The organism is Psychrobacter sp. CX5 (assembly GCF_057621535.2).
In genome coordinates this window covers 1,604,891-1,621,456 of record NZ_CM177735.1, presented here as the reverse complement: position 1 = coordinate 1,621,456, position 16,566 = coordinate 1,604,891, and the positions used below count along the sequence as shown (strand labels likewise).

11 protein-coding genes and 1 pseudogene are annotated in these 16,566 nt (G+C 40.5%); 4 read left to right on the top strand and 8 right to left on the bottom strand.

Annotation, left to right across the window (positions count from 1 at the left end; genetic code table 11):
• Positions 1–360: 360 nt before the first annotated feature.
• Both minD and minE read left to right on the top strand, forming a co-directional pair.
• The gene (gene minD / locus AC21OG_RS06270; RefSeq protein WP_486547938.1) at positions 361–1,173 is read left to right on the top strand and encodes a septum site-determining protein MinD; all 813 of its coding nucleotides are present in this window, start codon (positions 361–363) and stop codon (positions 1,171–1,173) included.
• A gap of 2 nt (positions 1,174–1,175) precedes the next feature.
• Entirely contained in the window at positions 1,176–1,460 is a 285-nt protein-coding gene (gene minE, locus AC21OG_RS06265) for a cell division topological specificity factor MinE (protein WP_486547937.1), read from the top strand.
• A gap of 310 nt (positions 1,461–1,770) precedes the next feature.
• Here minE and AC21OG_RS06260 read toward each other — a convergent pair whose 3' ends face one another.
• The 8 genes and pseudogenes from AC21OG_RS06260 to pilG form a co-directional block, all read right to left on the bottom strand.
• Positions 1,771–2,331 (bottom strand): cytochrome b, encoded by a 561-nt coding sequence (locus tag AC21OG_RS06260; RefSeq protein WP_486547936.1) that lies wholly within the window; start codon positions 2,329–2,331, stop codon positions 1,771–1,773.
• 114 nt (positions 2,332–2,445) lie between these two features.
• The gene (locus AC21OG_RS06255) at positions 2,446–2,907 is read right to left on the bottom strand and encodes a hypothetical protein (RefSeq protein WP_487378345.1); all 462 of its coding nucleotides are present in this window, start codon (positions 2,905–2,907) and stop codon (positions 2,446–2,448) included.
• Between the two features lie 11 nt (positions 2,908–2,918).
• Positions 2,919–4,007, bottom strand: coding sequence for a chemotaxis protein CheB (locus tag AC21OG_RS06250; RefSeq protein WP_487378344.1), 1,089 nt, complete (start codon positions 4,005–4,007; stop codon positions 2,919–2,921).
• Complete coding sequence (locus AC21OG_RS06245; RefSeq protein ID WP_487378343.1) at positions 4,000–9,771, bottom strand: hybrid sensor histidine kinase/response regulator; 5,772 nt, start codon at positions 9,769–9,771, stop codon at positions 4,000–4,002. The genes AC21OG_RS06250 and AC21OG_RS06245 overlap by 8 nt, the downstream gene beginning before the upstream one ends.
• A pseudogene (locus tag AC21OG_RS06240) lies at positions 9,771–10,967 on the bottom strand (methyl-accepting chemotaxis protein); the annotation flags it as partial. The gene AC21OG_RS06245 and the pseudogene AC21OG_RS06240, both read right to left, overlap by 1 nt.
• A gap of 734 nt (positions 10,968–11,701) precedes the next feature.
• The gene (locus AC21OG_RS06235; RefSeq protein ID WP_487378342.1) at positions 11,702–12,250 is read right to left on the bottom strand and encodes a chemotaxis protein CheW; all 549 of its coding nucleotides are present in this window, start codon (positions 12,248–12,250) and stop codon (positions 11,702–11,704) included.
• A gap of 5 nt (positions 12,251–12,255) precedes the next feature.
• On the bottom strand, positions 12,256–12,618 hold the full coding sequence (locus AC21OG_RS06230; protein WP_487378356.1) for a response regulator: 363 nt from the start codon (positions 12,616–12,618) through the stop codon (positions 12,256–12,258).
• An 87-nt stretch (positions 12,619–12,705) separates the two neighbouring features.
• The gene (pilG, locus tag AC21OG_RS06225) at positions 12,706–13,092 is read right to left on the bottom strand and encodes a twitching motility response regulator PilG (RefSeq protein ID WP_486547931.1); all 387 of its coding nucleotides are present in this window, start codon (positions 13,090–13,092) and stop codon (positions 12,706–12,708) included.
• Positions 13,093–13,763: 671 nt separating this feature from the next.
• Here pilG and AC21OG_RS06220 point away from each other — a divergent pair.
• Both AC21OG_RS06220 and AC21OG_RS06215 read left to right on the top strand, forming a co-directional pair.
• Positions 13,764–14,486 carry a response regulator transcription factor gene (locus AC21OG_RS06220; protein WP_486547930.1) on the top strand — a complete coding sequence of 241 codons (723 nt, stop codon included), beginning with the start codon at positions 13,764–13,766 and terminating at the stop codon, positions 14,484–14,486.
• A gap of 67 nt (positions 14,487–14,553) precedes the next feature.
• On the top strand, positions 14,554–16,446 hold the full coding sequence (locus AC21OG_RS06215; protein WP_487378341.1) for an ATP-binding protein: 1,893 nt from the start codon (positions 14,554–14,556) through the stop codon (positions 16,444–16,446).
• Positions 16,447–16,566 lie beyond the last annotated feature (120 nt).

Genomic DNA, 16,566 nt, shown 5'->3' with positions numbered 1-16,566 from the left:
GACTAAGATGAAAGATAAAATTCAGTATTCTTTTAATAAGGACATTAAATGCTATTGAGATCACAGACGTCTATTAAGCCAATATCAACATTTTCTTAATTATCTAGGGTGTTAAGCTAATCATTAATTTTACTGATATGCACTTATCATAAAGCGAATACTGTTACTTTACCATCATCTGTGATAATCTAATGATATAAAAATTTGACTTTTTTTGGTGCATAAATATTCGTTGATTTTTGACTATCGCTGTTGAATCTTTTCAGGGTCAACAGGTGTATTTAGTCAACGTTGCACCTAGCTTTAATATAGTTGTAGGAACTTATTGTCCCTTTTTTAGATTTATAGGAGTATGCCATAGTGGCAAAGATCGTTGTAATTACCTCTGGTAAAGGCGGCGTCGGTAAAACTACGACCAGTGCTTCATTTGCCGCAGGCTTAGCATTACGTGGTTATAAAACAGTCGTCATCGACTTCGATGTTGGGTTACGCAATCTAGATTTATTGATGGGTTGTGAAAACCGTATCGTTTATGATTTCGTTGACGTCATTTTAGGTAATGCCCGCTTATCGCAGGCGTTGGTAAAAGACAAGCAGTTAGATAACTTATTTATTCTTCCTGCCAGTCAAACGCGTGATAAAGATGCCCTGACTGATGAGGGTGTGGCCGAAGTCATGGAAGAGCTCTCTAAGCAGTTCGATTATATTATCTGTGACTCGCCAGCTGGTATCGAGCGTGGCGCTCAGCTTGCCATGTATCATGCAGATGAAGCTATTATCGTTACTAACCCAGAGATATCCTCAGTTCGTGACTCAGATCGCATTATAGGCGTTCTTCAAAGCCGTACTAAGAAAGCGGAAGAAGGTACAGGTAGTGTGCGAGAGCATTTGGTTATAAACCGCTACAATCCTGAACGTGCTGCCGCAAAAGAGATGATGGATATTGATACTATCTCAAATGATATTTTAAAAGTGCCTTTACTGGGTGTTGTCCCTGAGAGCAATACCGTACTTGAAGCTTCCAATCATGGTGAGCCTGTCATTCATTACCCAGACTCTATTGCTGGTCAATGTTACGATGATATCGTTGCACGCTTCTTGGGCGAACAAAGACCATTACGTCACATTGATGTTAAGAAGAAAAGTTTCTTACAACGCTGGTTTGGGGGTTAAAGATGTCGAGAAAAAAAGGTTTTTGGGGTAGTCTGTTTGGCACAGAGACTAAAAGCTCAGGTAGTGCTAATACAGCTACTGAGCGGCTTAAAGTCATTGTTGCCAGTGAAAACCGTTTAAACTCACGTTTAACCACTGATCGTATTGAGAAAATGAAACGTGAAATTTTAGAAGTGGTTAATAAGTATGTGAATGGGGTTCAAATTGACGATGTGAATATTAATCATCGTCATGAAGACAACCTAGATGTATTAGAAATGAATATTAACTTACCAGAAAGCAAATAACGCTACTGGTACATTACACTGGTAAAACCGTATTCGATCTAATATTACTTAGCTTGCGATAAATAAATTTAAAAAGCGCTGTCAGGGATTGACAGCGCTTTTTTGTATTTATTGAGCATTTAAAAAATTGAGTATTTAAAAAACTGGGTATTAAAACACCAAGACAATCAGAAGTCAGACTCTATAAGCAGGTGTCGAAGATAGTATAGTCAAAGAAGTTAAAATGGTTACAAGGCAACCGAGTACTAGCACTACTGGAGTAGGCTTAACGAGGCTAACGATGTAACCGTTAATTAGTTCGCTGACTATATTACTTTATTCTAGAGATGATATTGTCTCTTTTAATAAACTGGTGCTGTAGAGCGGCTAAAATATGCAATCCTGTAAATATTAATAAGGAAGGCCAAAAAATTTCGGTATGTAAATCATTAAAAAAACGAGCTTGAGTGCGATCACTTGCTAATACACTTGGTAATTCAAACAACCCAAACATATTAATACTATGACCTCCATACCAGGACATTAAAATACCAGATAAGGGCATCGCAAACAGCAAAACGTATAAGATAATATGGGTTATTTGAGATATCCTAGTCTGCCACTTCGGCATTGGAAGATTGAGAGGCGTAGGGGTAATCACTCGGCTTATCACCCTAGCTATCATCCAAAGAAATAAACTGACCCCAAAGGCTTTGTGAAGCTGGATAAAAGTGTCTCCATCTGAGTTTTCATGAAGCGTTATCATCCCCCAAATCACTATTAAAAGTAAAACACTACCCCAATGAAAAATCTTAACTGATCTAGACCATATCGTAGGTCTTGAAATTCCTACCTTACTATAATTAGTATTCTCATCTGAATTCATTGACATAAGCCACCAATATATCGTTAGTGAACAAGTTAATTACGAGCTTCCTATTAACTTATACCTTTTGTATAAAATAATCTATCTAACTCAGGGTCGAATGTTCCACACGCCCTGGCGCTATTTTGACTTATTAGTTATCTGATCCACAAGCTTTGGTAAGTCAGGTACAAGATAAACATGCTGATTGATTGCCACAAACTGAAAAGCGTAGTCAGAGGGTTTAGCAGGTAGCAACTTAGAATCAGGCTCAATATCTTTAATATCAGATATATTGATACGCTGCTCTGCAAGCGCTCCTTTTACCAAAACCCCCAGACGCTGCTCATCACTAGACCCCTCCAAAATAATCAGAGTATCTGGTTTGGCTGACTTCTTTAACAAAGGGTGCACAGGTAGGGTCTTACCCTGCCAAGTATAGCTCTTTATACGCTTATCATAAGGAATTGACTCTAATATCAATTGCGTTGGCACAACCCAATCCGTTTCATCCACAACAGGAATGATAGTGATCGCTAAGGTGCCTTGATTGACAGTCAGCAAATTGGTTGCTTCAAACTGAGGGTTATGGCCTTTATTCACATGAGTTCCTCTTAATTTTTAATTTTTTGTTCAGCATAGTTTGCAAGGTGTTGTGCCAATATATGCGGAGGGCCACTAAGGTTGATATATTTGGAGTCAGATCTAGATCTTGAGACATGGAGCGTTGCATCATTAACCTGTTGCCATACTTGACTTTGGTTTTGTTTTACTCTTTTAAGATCTAACGTTGAGTCGCTGTCAACATCCGTAAACAAAATACTGATCAGCTGCTCACCAAATGCCTCAGTACAGTTATTGAGCAGTTGCTGTATTCTTAACTGTTGTATATTACTGCTCTGAAAGTCAACATTTGATATCTGAGTCATAATCACTCTACCTGTTGAATTACAAACGACATTCTGATCGGTAGGGACGATATAACAGTTTCCAGCTTGCATATTGAGCGCCAAGCTAATAACTTGACATCGCCAGCTATTATGTTGACTTAATACTCGAGGCATTGCATGGGGATGATATTCAGCATATTGCTCGTCTTCAATTTGCTGAATAAGCAGTAAAGCTATCGATAAATCACTTGGTAAATGATCTAAAAAGCGTTGTACAGCTTCGATCTCATTAGGTCCTACAATTAAGAGTGCTATATAGTCCCAAGGTCTATATTTGACAGTTTCAGTATTGGTTGCTATCAGTTCAGGCATCTGAAGCATGCTAGCGAGTTTGCGCGTTAATTTGCGTTGCCATTTGGCATACAAATTGATCTCGTCGCTTTTTGGTGCTTGCTCAAAACCCACTAACATAAGTGGTTTATTCGCAGTAGGACTGATTAAATCACTGCCATGTATAGACTCAATCACGGTATGATGGGTGCTACTTAAGCTATTATTTTCAATCAATCTATCTAACTTTTCATATAACTCATCATCATAGTCGGTTTCACTATCATCATCGAAACCACTGTCTACCATCCAAAGATCAGCTTGCACTGTGAGGTACTTTTCACTAACCGCATCAGGAGCGATACAGTCAATTAATTCAAACCCCAACTGAGATATAGTGTCACTTAATGCGTGGCGTTGCTGATCCGTTTCAGCGATTACCATGACCCGTATAGAGGGTAACTCTTTTATTTTACTACCCACTATTATCCCCTGATGTTTGACCTATTAGTGCTTGCATAGTACTAATAAGAGCAGCTTCTTGGAAAGGCTTGCCCATATAGTCATTTACACCGAGTTGTCGTGCTCTCTGGCGATGTTTTTCACCCGTTCGAGAAGTAATCATAACGATTGGAAGATCACTTAACCTACTATTGTGTCGTACATGAGCCGCTACCTCAAACCCATCCATTCTAGGCATTTCAATATCAAGTAACATTAAATCAGGTAGCATATTTTCTAACAGCTCAACTGCCTCTACCCCATCACGTGCCACATAAGTCTGGTACCCTTGTCGCTCTAAAATGCGAGAGGTAACCTTACGCACCGTTACAGAGTCATCGACAATTAATATTTTTGGCTTAACCGTCGTTTTATTCGCCATCGGCATCGCTCGTCTCTGAGCCGTATCTGTATTGGACGACACGGCAGATATATCGCGTGACGGCGCGTTCCTCATTAGTGCCAACGCATCTAAAATTAATACAACTGAGCCATCGCCCGTGATCGTTGCAGCTGACAGCCCTGTAATACTTGATAAGGGTCTACTTAGAGGTTTAACCACGACTTCCACACGGGATCCAACGATGTCATCGACATGTAATGCGAAATTTTGCCCTGTTGGGTTTTTAATCAAAATGACGGGCGCACTTGAATCAGTCCTTATTAACTTGCCATCGGGCCTCATACCCAATAACATTTCAGTTAAATATCCTAATCGATATTTCGATCCTCCAATGTTAAAAGCATGGCTCTCAATCGGCTGAGCACCTTCAGACTGAGAGCTACCTGGTTTAGGATCTATTTTCCCATTATAAAAATCTAACAAGCTCTGTCCGTCAATGCGTTCAATACGTTCAATCTGCAATAAAGGTATGGCAAATGTCTGATCGCCGGCACGAACTACCAATGCATCCGCTACTGCAATTGTCAGCGGTAGTCTTAGAATAAACTCAGTGCCTTGGCCTGCATCAGAGTGTGCTGAGACGCTGCCCCCCAATTGACGAACTTCACTTAACACCACATCCATGCCGACACCGCGACCCGATATTTGTGTTAAATTACGTGCTGTAGATAGCCCTGCATGGAAAATATATTGCACGATATCTAAGTCCGTCAGCAGTTTATCATCCGCACTGATGAGTCCCCTACTGACCGCTTTACGGCGCACTGACTCAACATCAATACCTTGACCATCATCTTTAAGTCTAATGACAATCTCGCTACCTTCGCGAGTCATATCGATAACGACCTTGCCTTTGATTGGCTTGCCTTTTTGTTTACGAACGTCAGGAGACTCAATGCCATGATCTACCGCATTTCGAATCATATGCTCAAGCGGTGAGGTGATTCTCTCTAATATCGTTCTATCAATCTCATCATGCTCATTAACCACAACCAGCTCAACTGATTTCCCAAGCTCATTTGCGGTTTGTCTGACGGTTCGTTGTAGCCTTGATGATAAACGTGAGAACGGCACCATTCTAGAGGTCATCAACCCTTGCTGTAGTTGCGCTTGGGATTGTGATAATTGCAACAATAGCGATTCGGTATCTTGGGTTTTGTTGTATAGAGTCGTTTTGATATCAAGTAAATCAGAGGCAGATTCTGCCAATGACTTTGACAACTGATTTAAAGCAGAATACTGATCCATTTCTAACGGATCAAAACCTTGTTCTAAATCTAAGTTCTTGTCATCAATCTGTGAGCGAATTTGTGCCTCAAGTTCAATGTCCATGCGGCGTAACTGTTCTGCTAAACGTTTAACAGTCGTGCCCATCTCGTTAAGCGTCGCACCAAAACCGCTCATACTACGCTCTATCCGCGAACAACTTATAGAGGATTCACCGGATAGATTGATCATTTTCTCCATCAATCTGGTTGAGACACGTATCATCTCATTGTTTAATGTAACTTGCTCTTCCGGCTGCTCTTTAGTCGTTATACACGTTGGCATTTCGCTAATATCACGTAACCCCAGACGTGCTTCACGCCAGGCTTCATAACGATCAACTGCCTCTACATAATCAGTTAATGATACATTGGGTACTTCTTTCAAGCTTTGAGGATCTTTAGCTATTGTCTCAAGCGTAGATATCAAAGCTTGAGCAGGCGGGGGGTTAATACCGTTATGTAATAGGTATACTGCTTGATTTAGCCAGTTATGCGCTATCTGAAGTGAGCTTATTGGCAAAGACGTCGAAGTTAAACTAGTGAATACTTGACTATGCTGCTTTTCAAACTTGCTATAGGCGGATTGCAAGGCTTCTGCAACATCTGCTGTAGCATACGCATACGCCATATGAGCACCGCCTTTAAACATATGCAGTTCACGCTGTAAGTCTTGCAAAAGCGCTGTCTGATCATCAGGTCCCCACTCTATGTCATCCTCGTTACTGTGTATCGATTTATTGTTTATCGCATTTAGTAACGTATTAAAATGCTTATCGATACTATTTAAAAGCTCATCCGCTTCTTCTAAATAAATAGTTAAAATATCTGGATCAGGAATCAACCCCTCCCAAGACTCTGACTTCATCCTATCGAAATCAAGTTCAATAGAGCTGATATTGTCCATCGCCAATGTCGGATTTTCCAACGCTGCATCGAGATCTAATTCAGCACTGTCTGTCACGGCACTTTGTGACTGTACATTACTGGCCTTAATTGCATCTGACTGACTGTTGCTTACTTCTGATAAGTTGCTGACTTCTGACCAGTTGCTTAGTTTTGAGTCTTCTGAGTCGGCGCCTTTTGTTAAATCGAGTACTGCTTCAATCTCATTAGCCTCAGTTTGTTCAGTGCCTATAGTCTCATCAGTCGGCTGAATTGGTTTACTCAGTCCGTCTTCGTCTACAATCAAAGTGTCCTGCGATCTTAACGCTTGCTCTACAGGCACTTGTAACTGGTAATCAGGCGGTATCGCTTTTGCTTTGGCCAACGCACGCAACTGTTCAATAACCGTCGGAACATAAAATGACTTTCGATCTGTAACGAGCCGCTCGATTTGATTGGATAAAATATCTTGTACCGATTGCATAACGGCAACGCCAGACGCCGTTGCTTCAATCTTTCCTGATACAAGATATTCATATAATGTCTCAGCTTCGTGGCTAAGCTCAGCAATACTTTCGATACCTGCCATGTTGGCGCCACCTTTAATAGTATGAAGGTGTCGCAGTAAAGCTTTAACAGGTGCCCTATTATTAGGAGCTTTATGCCACTTTATAAACTGACGGTTACTGTCTTCATTAAGTTCTTGAGCTTCTTCAACGAAAATCGTTAACATCTCTTCGTCTATATCGATTACCTCAACGGGCAAAGAGAGTTGCTGATCTTCAGTAGCTATAACGTCCATACTTTCATCAGATAGTGACTCTTCAGCTGGCATCTTATCCTGAGTAATCCCAAAAGCTTCCTGCTGTCTAGCAGGATCAGAGTAGTGGTCAACATCAAGATCTTGCGTCTCTGCCTCTTCTGTACCAAAGTGGGTAGAGAGAATACTTAATGACTCAATAACGTCTACATCCATATGACTTATAGTGCTACTGTCATTAATAACATCATTGCTAGCAGTTTTACTGCTACCAATACTGATAACCAAGTGTTGCAATTGATCAATGACGTCATCATTCACTTTGAGAGTCATACTCCCAGCAAGGGAGTCGAATAAGCCGGTTAATTGCTCCTGTCCGGCAACCAATGCGTCAATCAGTTTCTTATTGTCAAGGATATCAGGGGCATTGCAAACCGATTGATACGTCATGATAAGCGCATTGAGTACCGTAACAAATTTAGGAGACTCAGAGACTCTTGATAATAGTTTTTGCCCTTGTTGACTTAATTTATCGAAATATGAAACCAACTGCTCGTGTCGATCATCGGTTTGTTGAAAGGTGCTTAGGTTCTGTTGGAGCTGCCAGTCTGCATCTAATAGCTCATCAATACCGTCTATTAGTTCTTCCACTCTGAGAGTCACCTCGCCTTGGGCAATTTGTGATTCCGTCTCTTCTTTCAAGGAGCTCTCAAAAGCATGCTGCAACAGACTCAGGTCCTGCTGCATTTGTGTGGACTGTGACTTAGAGGCATTGTTTTGTAGCTTGTTAATATGATTGGTAATATAAAGTTTGATCAGTTCTACTGATTGGGAAATGAGTTGCAGATGGCTGTCTGTTATTGGTCCATCTTGCTGTTGAAGCTGTTCTAAGCTATGCTCGACTGTCGCACTTATGTCACTAATAGCATCGAGTGACTGACTACTTGCAGCGCCATGCAGGGTATGGAAGGCGCGAACCAACTCATCGTTTATACCCTCTGATTGGTCGCTACTCATTTCACCAATAATTTTATCAATGGTAGCTAGTAACTCCCCTGCTTCAGAAAAAAACAGCTCTTGTAGCTCCGCTTCTTCTGTAAAGCTAACCAACTCAGGATCATGCGCCACTTGCTCCAATCTGGCATTTGCACTGGCTAAGTCTTCAAGTAAGTCAGACTCTATCGCACTTGCAGGGTGTGACGATTCTGGTATCTCGGTAGAAGACGCGTCACTTATAGTGTCTATTTCTGTGTCTAGCTCTTGGTCTAACTCTTGATCTAATTGCGAGTCTGGCTCTTGGTCTAATTGCGAGACGGATGGATCTTCATCAACCACAGGTTGTAAGACGTTTGATAACTCAGTGACATCCTGTTCTGTATTTGCGTGTTCTACCGTCTTCGACTGACTTTCAATGACGTCAAGGTAATCAAATTCAGGATGCTGATTTTTAGCGTATATATTAGCAGCGGTCATCCATAATCTCATCTGATCTGGATAATCGCCATCTTGTTCAAATATATCAATAAGTGCAGGATAACCTGTCACAATATCCTGTAATAATTGCTGCATACCAGCAGTAGGTTGTATCGTACCTTCTAATACTCGGTTAAGCATATTCTCAATAGCCCAAGCCAGCTCAGCACTCGTATGCGCCCCTGCCATACGACCAGAACCTTTCAAGGTATGAAACCCACGACGCACCGTCGTCAATGGCTCTTTAGTGGAAGAGAGGATATTAAGTTGAGGCATTAGCTCTGTTATCGCATCAAGCACTTCTTGAGCTTCTTCTACAAAAATTTCTTTTATTTCAGAGTCACAATCCTCGTCATCGTCTGGGATATCATTATCTTGTATATTTGAATACAGTAGTTGCAGAGAAGGGTTAGTATCTTGTTGCGACGTTACTGATTTATCATTGGACTCGTTACTTAATTCGTCACTTAACTCTTCATTGAACTCGTCACTTAACTCTTCATTGAACTCAGCATTAATTTGCTTGGGCTCAGTCTCATTCTGCATCATCAATTGTTCTAATTGTTGACAATATTCGCTAATTCGGGGCTGATCATAGGTGTCTGTCTCTGCCAAACTTAGCAACTCTTGTAACAATATCTCACTGGCATTTAAGACCTTAGCGCTTAAAATGTCAGTACTTAAAGCTTCAGAATTTAAAGCGTCAGTGCTTTGATCAAAAAATACGGGCTTGTCAGTCATTGCTAGGGTAATGTCTGCAAGTCTCTTTGCCAATACCGCAAACTCATTTAAACCGGCTTTATTTAATTCAGCACATACTTCCTGATATCCTTGAGAGATACTTAGCAATATATCATCTGACAGCTCACGCTGAAGCTGATGATGCAAATTATGCAATCGCTCTTTAACAATAGGGAACTTCCCTGCACTGGTGAAAAATAGGTTCGTCAGACTGCTCATTATTTATCCTTAAATAACGGCGCATTATCTTTTTCTAATGTAAAGCCAGACACTGATTTTTGTAATGCTGCTGCCATTTCATTTAGCTGACCTACTGAACGTGCGGTTGCCCTCGTACCTGAGGTAGTCTTAGAGGTCACCTCTTCAATAGCTTCCATGGTTTTAGAAATTTGGCTCGCTGATGACGCCTGAGTTTGTGCTTCATTTGAAATTTTCTGGATAAGGTTTGCTAAATTGTTCGATACCGTTTGCACCTCTTTCAATGCCTCGCCAGCATCTGCTGCTAAACGAGCACCTTGCACCACTTCGGTCGTGGTGGATTCCATAGATCTCACAGCCTCATTGGTATCTGCTTGAATGGTTCTGACTAAGGTTTCGATTTGTTTGGTAGCATTGGCAGATCGTTCTGCTAGACGTTGAACTTCATCCGCAACAACCGCAAAGCCCCATCCCGCTTCACCAGCCATTGAAGCTTGAATAGCAGCATTTAATGCCAATACGTTAGTTTGATCAGCGATATCATTAATCAATCCAACAATGTCGCCAATCTCTTGCGATGATTCGCCCAGTCGTTTGATACGCTTTGAGGTTTCTTGAATTTGTTCACGAATAGTATTCATGCCATCTATTGAACGCTGCACGACCTGTGCCCCATTATGCGCAATACCTACCGAACGCTCAGCAACCGTAGACGACTCATAAGCACTTAATGATACCTGCTCAATAGAATTTACCATCTGATTAATAGCTGAAGAGACATCGACAATCTTCTTCGATTGTTGCTCAGAGGCCTCAGCCAACTCTGTCGCGGTCAACTGAGTTTTTTCAGAGGATTGTGCAACACTTACCGCTGTACTGTTAATAGCTTGCACCAATTGACGTAATTGATCGATGGCATAGTTAACGGAGTCTGCAATCGCACCTGTGATGTCTTCTGTAACCGTAGCATTGGTTGTCAAATCACCATCTGCCAAATCTTCTAACTCATCTAATAACCGTAAAATAGCTTGTTGGTTTTTCTGATTTTCCTCTTCAACAGCACGGGCTCGCTCGAACTGCGCATCCATCTCATCTCGTTGACGCATCTTTTCTTTTTCAATGAGCAGTCGCTGGGTAACATTGGCCGTTTGATATTGACGATAAAGCGCATAAGCGGCACCCAATAGACTTAAAAGAAATAGCAGTGCTGGAAAGATTATCCCTGTACGCGATATGATATCTCGATCTACCTGCTGTAGACGATCTTGGGTTTGAGCGACAAAATCACTAATTGCAATGGCTTTTTGTTGCAAGTCAGGAAGCTGCTCAGCTGTCTCTTCATTGGACCCCTCATTAGGTTGAGCGTCAGCTTTAGTATTAATAATTGACTGTACATCTGGCTCTATCGCATTCCATTGAGCGGTGAGACTTTGATACAACTGTTCATCGGCCAGACTATAGGTCTGTGCTTCTGTTAAGAGCGTTTGATAGCTTTCTAAATCCTTTGCTAATAACTGTTTTGCCTGATTTTGATGTTGCTCATCGCTGACAAACACAGCTTCATTGACATGGCGTGCTAAATTGCTTGATGAAACCTCTAGTTGATTGACGCTACCCACATACCCTGTCACCTTGCTCAAGTTCATAAACAGGAATAGTAGGCTTAATAAGCCCAATATACCAAAGCCTACCAAGGCATAAATCCATTTTTTGCGATCACCATCTGGATGAGACAATGAGCTGTTGTTTCGAGAGGGAGTGTTCATGCTCGCAGACATTTTGGCTACATCTTTCATTCGGGCTGTCCTTAAAGTAAGCTTTTATCAACGCATTATCCAGCGTAGGTTCAACTAATAGGGGTGGTTAAAATGTAATGTTTATTCGGTTTATTTCACTAATGGCATTTATATCGATCAAATCAGTATAATTTTAGAATTGATGAGACTCATTATCAAATCGAAGCCTCTAAAAATCTAGGATCCTGAATAAGGAGGCTAGGCATAAATACAGGCCACTGCTGCTCATTTTCAATAAACTGTCCATGGTTATAAGGCAGAAAAGGGGAGCTAGTGGGTAAGCTTTTGGCAATATACTGATCAGGTGAGAACTTTTTGATGTGCGAAACTGCATCTACTAACAGTCCAACCCACACACCCTGCTGTTTAATCACCAGCACCTTATGTCGTAATAAACTGCCCTTTTTATAAGGCTGATTTTGACTGTTTAGGTTCAGAAATTTATAAAGATCAACTAACGGCAGGAGCTGCCCTCGAACATTTGCAATACCCATTAACCAAGGCTTTGATAACGGCACGGGCGTTAATGTTTCAGGAATAGCAATGACCTGCGTAATTTCACCGATAGGGGAAACGAAGCGTTGACCCGCGACTTCAAATGCCACGCCTTGCCACTGCTGCTGCTGATTATTTTGACGTTCAGCTTTACGTGACTCTGCAAGACGCTCTAATCTAAGTAATTCGATAAATCCCTTTAAAGCCACAATGATTATCCTATTACTGATTGAATCGTACTCAATAACTCTGCTTCATAAACAGGCTTGGTCAAATACGCTTGTGCACCTTGCCGTTTACCCCATACTTTATCGGTTTCTTGATTTTTGGTACTAATCATTACAATCGGTATATGACGCGTCGTCTCATTACGAGATATTTTGCGAGTGGCCTGAAATCCATTCATTTCTGGCATAACAATGTCCATTAAAATAACGTCGGGTAGATGGGTTGTTGCCATTTCGACGCCTTGATGACCATTGGTCGCTTCTATCACTTCAAAATCACCTTTGATCAGCATATCCTTAAAACGTGCCATTTCAGACTGCGAGTCTTCAACCACTAAAACCTTATACATTGTCATCTCACTACTCATTATTTGACGTCTCTTTGTGATATTTATAGATAATAAAGATTTGAGTATAAAGAGCGGCTTAACTAGGCTCTATGCGGCCTTATGATGTTGACGAATGGCATCATATAACTCATCTTTACTAAAGGGTTTGGTTAAGTATTCATCTGCCCCAACAATACGGCCTCTTGCTTTATCAAATAAACCGTCTTTTGAGGACAACATGATGACAGGTGTGTCAGCAAACTCTTTATTATTTTTTACAATGGCACAGGTTTGATAGCCATCTAAGCGAGGCATCATCACATCAATAAAGATAATATCCGGCTTATAATCAGCAATTTTAGCCAAAGCTTCAAACCCATCTACTGCGGTGACAACCTCACACCCAACTCTTTGTAGCAACATCTCTGCCGTACGGCGAATGGTTTTAGAGTCATCAATTACCATGACCTTTAAACCTTCAAAACTAATATCCATTATTGTTACCCTATTTGTCTTACTCTATTATGGTTACCCTATATCGTATAGTGTTATCTTTCGAACCTATTACGCTAATCATTTTATAATATAAAATCTATAACGAAACGCTTTTTAATCTTAAATTTTCTTAAGCGTTTTGCGCATCTTTAAATTATGATTTTGATGTTAAGATTGAAGCTTTTCTTCTTAGATAATTTATCTATATATTTTACAAACTCTAAAATATTAATAATACTATTATTGATATCTTTTTTAGCATAATTTAACAGTCTTTACTACCAATTTTATACTCTCATCGTCTTTTAGTAGTATAGTTTGACCTTATAAGCTCATTTTTTATAGTTTTTACCTATATTACTAATGACTAGCATTAACCATTTTATTGGCATTAACCATTTATTTTGACTATTTAAGCGAAACATGGCGCCTTAGTAACATTCGCGAACAAAAGTAACAAAATGTGAATGGTTAAGATAGGTAGTGATTTGGCATTATGGATATAATAACGTAAATAACGACTCATTGATTTAAAATTGATGTTTTAATTAATGAACTAATTTTAGTAATGATCGCAGTAATTATATTAACTATTTATTACCTATATAAACTATTACCTAATTAAAGATATAACGAATCACTTCCCACAAAATTATTAATTAAGGACAGATATGAGTAAGCAAATTTTATTAATTGAAGATGACCCTGATTTAGCTGAACTGATCAGTGATTATTTAACCATGAACTACTATGAAGTTCACCATGCCTCGACAGGTCAAGAAGGACTAGACATCCTTGATACTAAAGAACGTGCTATAGATCTTATTATTTTAGATTTAATGCTCCCTGATATGGATGGCATGCAAGTGTGCCAAAAAATTAGAGGTAGCAAAAATAGTCAAACCAATAAAGTACCCATTGTCATGCTAACGGCAAAAGGTGATACCACGGATCGTGTATTAGGCTTAGAGATGGGAGCAGATGACTACATTGCCAAGCCTTTTGAGCCTCGAGAGTTACTAGCACGTATTCGCGCAGTATTGCGTCGCCATGAACAGCCTAATCAGGCCGATGGTCAATCTGACAGTCTTACCTTTGGTCGTTTAAGTGTATTCCCAGACAGTCATGAGGTGACTATTGATGACAAGCCTGTACGCTTGACTACTCACCAATTTCAACTATTGCATTATTTTGCCACTCATGCGGGTAAAGTGTTGAATCGTGAACAGTTATGGCAGGCCATGCCGAATGATGATAGCTCAGATAATATTGACCGGGCAATTGATGTGCATATTTCACGTTTAAGAGCCTTAATCGAAGATAATCCTCGTCAACCTAAACGTATTATTACTGTGCGTGGAGTGGGCTATCAATTTGCTACCGATCAAGTTTAGGTAACAACTAACCTGGGTCTATTAACCAAGTTCAACCTATTATGCCTACATTATATTAGATACGCTTATGTCTCGACCGTCTCGATTTGGCTTTACCTCCGTCTTTAGCAAACTATTTGCCAGTGTCATGTTGACACTGGTTTTATTTGCTATTGCCATGGTCACCTTAATGAATTTGGTACATAATAATTCGGTTGATGCACGTTGGGAGGTATTAGCTAAGCAAATTATCAGTCAGGTAGATCCTTTTGTCGATGAGCTCGATAATGCAACGACGATGAATGAGCTACTACAAGCACGTTTTATGCTTGCCGTTATCAAAAAAAGCTTTGATATTTTGGATGAATCATTAGAAGCCAAAATGGGGCTATATGACCGTCAAGGTAACTTACTGATTCAAACTGACGATAGCGATTTACCCAAAACCCTACCTGAAGATCCTTCTTTTTTCTCTCGAGTTTTGCCGGCCTTTTTTTCATCGGATACAGTCAACGTGACTGTGATGAGTGATCGAGGTTATACCCTGTTATATGAACCACGCAACCCGCCACAACGCTCAGAGCTTTGGGCTGTGCTTAACTGGTTTACCGGTACAATAGTGCTCGTTGCATTAATGTCATTAGTACTTTGGTGGATTGCGCGCTCGATGACATGGCGTCTCAACCAGATGAGCAAACAAATGGAGGAGCTTGGTGAGGGTAACTTTAGCGTCCGTGTGCCCGCTAAAGGAACTGATGAGATTGCGAGTTTGGCAAGAGGGTTTAACCAAGCGGCGCAAAAAATTGAACAACTTATTAATGCCAACAAGTTATTGTTAGCGCATGCCTCTCATGAGCTGCGTACGCCAATTACCCGTATTAGGCTACAAATAGAGATGATGGATATGCTCGCTAGTGAGCTGTCACCTGATACGCAAGCCAAATTCAAAAAAAGAGCGCAAGCGGTCAATCGTGATTTAGTGGGTCTTAATGACTTAGTAGAGAGCATTCTTTTAGTAAGCCGTCTTGATGCAGGACATGCTGCCCAAAATAATGAGAAGCTTGACTTTTATGATTTGGTCAGTCAAGAGTGTCAGCATTATTCAGAAGCAACGTTATACGGCCAATCTTTGATTATTGAAGGTCAACCAAAGCTACTCACTCACCTTATTCGAAACTTACTCAATAACGCTCTGATTCATGGTATCTCTCCAATAGAAGTGCATGTGTACGGAGTGGTTAAGCAACAAGATGCGCTTTATCCGCCTAAACCATTGTTAGAGGAGATTTCAGCTGCATCTTCAGCTCAGTCTATTGAGTCTGAGTCTCAAGAGAATGAGAATAGCAATAACCCTGAAGAATTACCCTCTGAACATCAGGATGATACACTTGCCAATTCATCCTTAAAGAATACGTCTGAGCAAGCGGTTTTAAGCAAAAATACGTCGATTGCAACTCACGGTCATTCAGAAATAAACAACGACTTAGAGACTACTGAGAGTCACTCTTATGCTAATAAGACTGGCAATCGCCAAAATGAATCTATTCAGTCATCCTCTACTCCTACCTTAATAGCACATAAGTCACACCATAATAGTTCTGACAAAACAAAAGCTCAGCACAAGGGATCAAAAAATGATAAGAAAACTAAAGAAGACATTACTAAAGTAAATGAAGGCGGCTTTGGTAAACGCTTACGTCGTCCTAAAGCAGACCCAGTTGTCAAACCCAACTATGCTGTACTCGCTGTTATTGATCATGGTAAAGGCATCCCACTGGACAAACGTGTCGAGATATTTAGTCCCTTTGTACGCTTGCAACAACAGAAAAAAGGCTCTGGGCTTGGTCTATCCTTAGTGGCACAGATCGTTGAGGCTCATAACGGCCTGATACGAACAGATACTTACAATGGACGTACCCGTTTTATTGTTCTCCTTCCAATTGATAAATATAGTGTTGTTGAAAAGCCTAGCTTTTCTTAAGAGGTCAATATTGAGAACGACTAATCTATGCTAGAGTTTATTAGGCTATTAAAAATAGAGTGCGAACTATATAGCCTGTCGTTGTTTTTAATATGATAAGTCGTGTGATAAGCCTTAACC

Excerpts from the sequence above, each read along its gene's own strand:
- minE (WP_486547937.1), top strand. The coding sequence starts at position 1,176 with ATGTCGAGAAAAAAAGGTTTTTGGGGTAGTCTGTTTGGCACAGAGACT.
- AC21OG_RS06260 (WP_486547936.1), bottom strand. The coding sequence starts at position 2,331 with ATGTCAATGAATTCAGATGAGAATACTAATTATAGTAAGGTAGGAATT.
- AC21OG_RS06245 (WP_487378343.1), bottom strand. The coding sequence starts at position 9,771 with ATGAGCAGTCTGACGAACCTATTTTTCACCAGTGCAGGGAAGTTCCCT.
- AC21OG_RS06230 (WP_487378356.1), bottom strand. The coding sequence starts at position 12,618 with ATGTATAAGGTTTTAGTGGTTGAAGACTCGCAGTCTGAAATGGCACGT.
- pilG (WP_486547931.1), bottom strand. The coding sequence starts at position 13,092 with ATGGATATTAGTTTTGAAGGTTTAAAGGTCATGGTAATTGATGACTCT.
- AC21OG_RS06220 (WP_486547930.1), top strand. The coding sequence starts at position 13,764 with ATGAGTAAGCAAATTTTATTAATTGAAGATGACCCTGATTTAGCTGAA.
- AC21OG_RS06215 (WP_487378341.1), top strand. The coding sequence starts at position 14,554 with ATGTCTCGACCGTCTCGATTTGGCTTTACCTCCGTCTTTAGCAAACTA.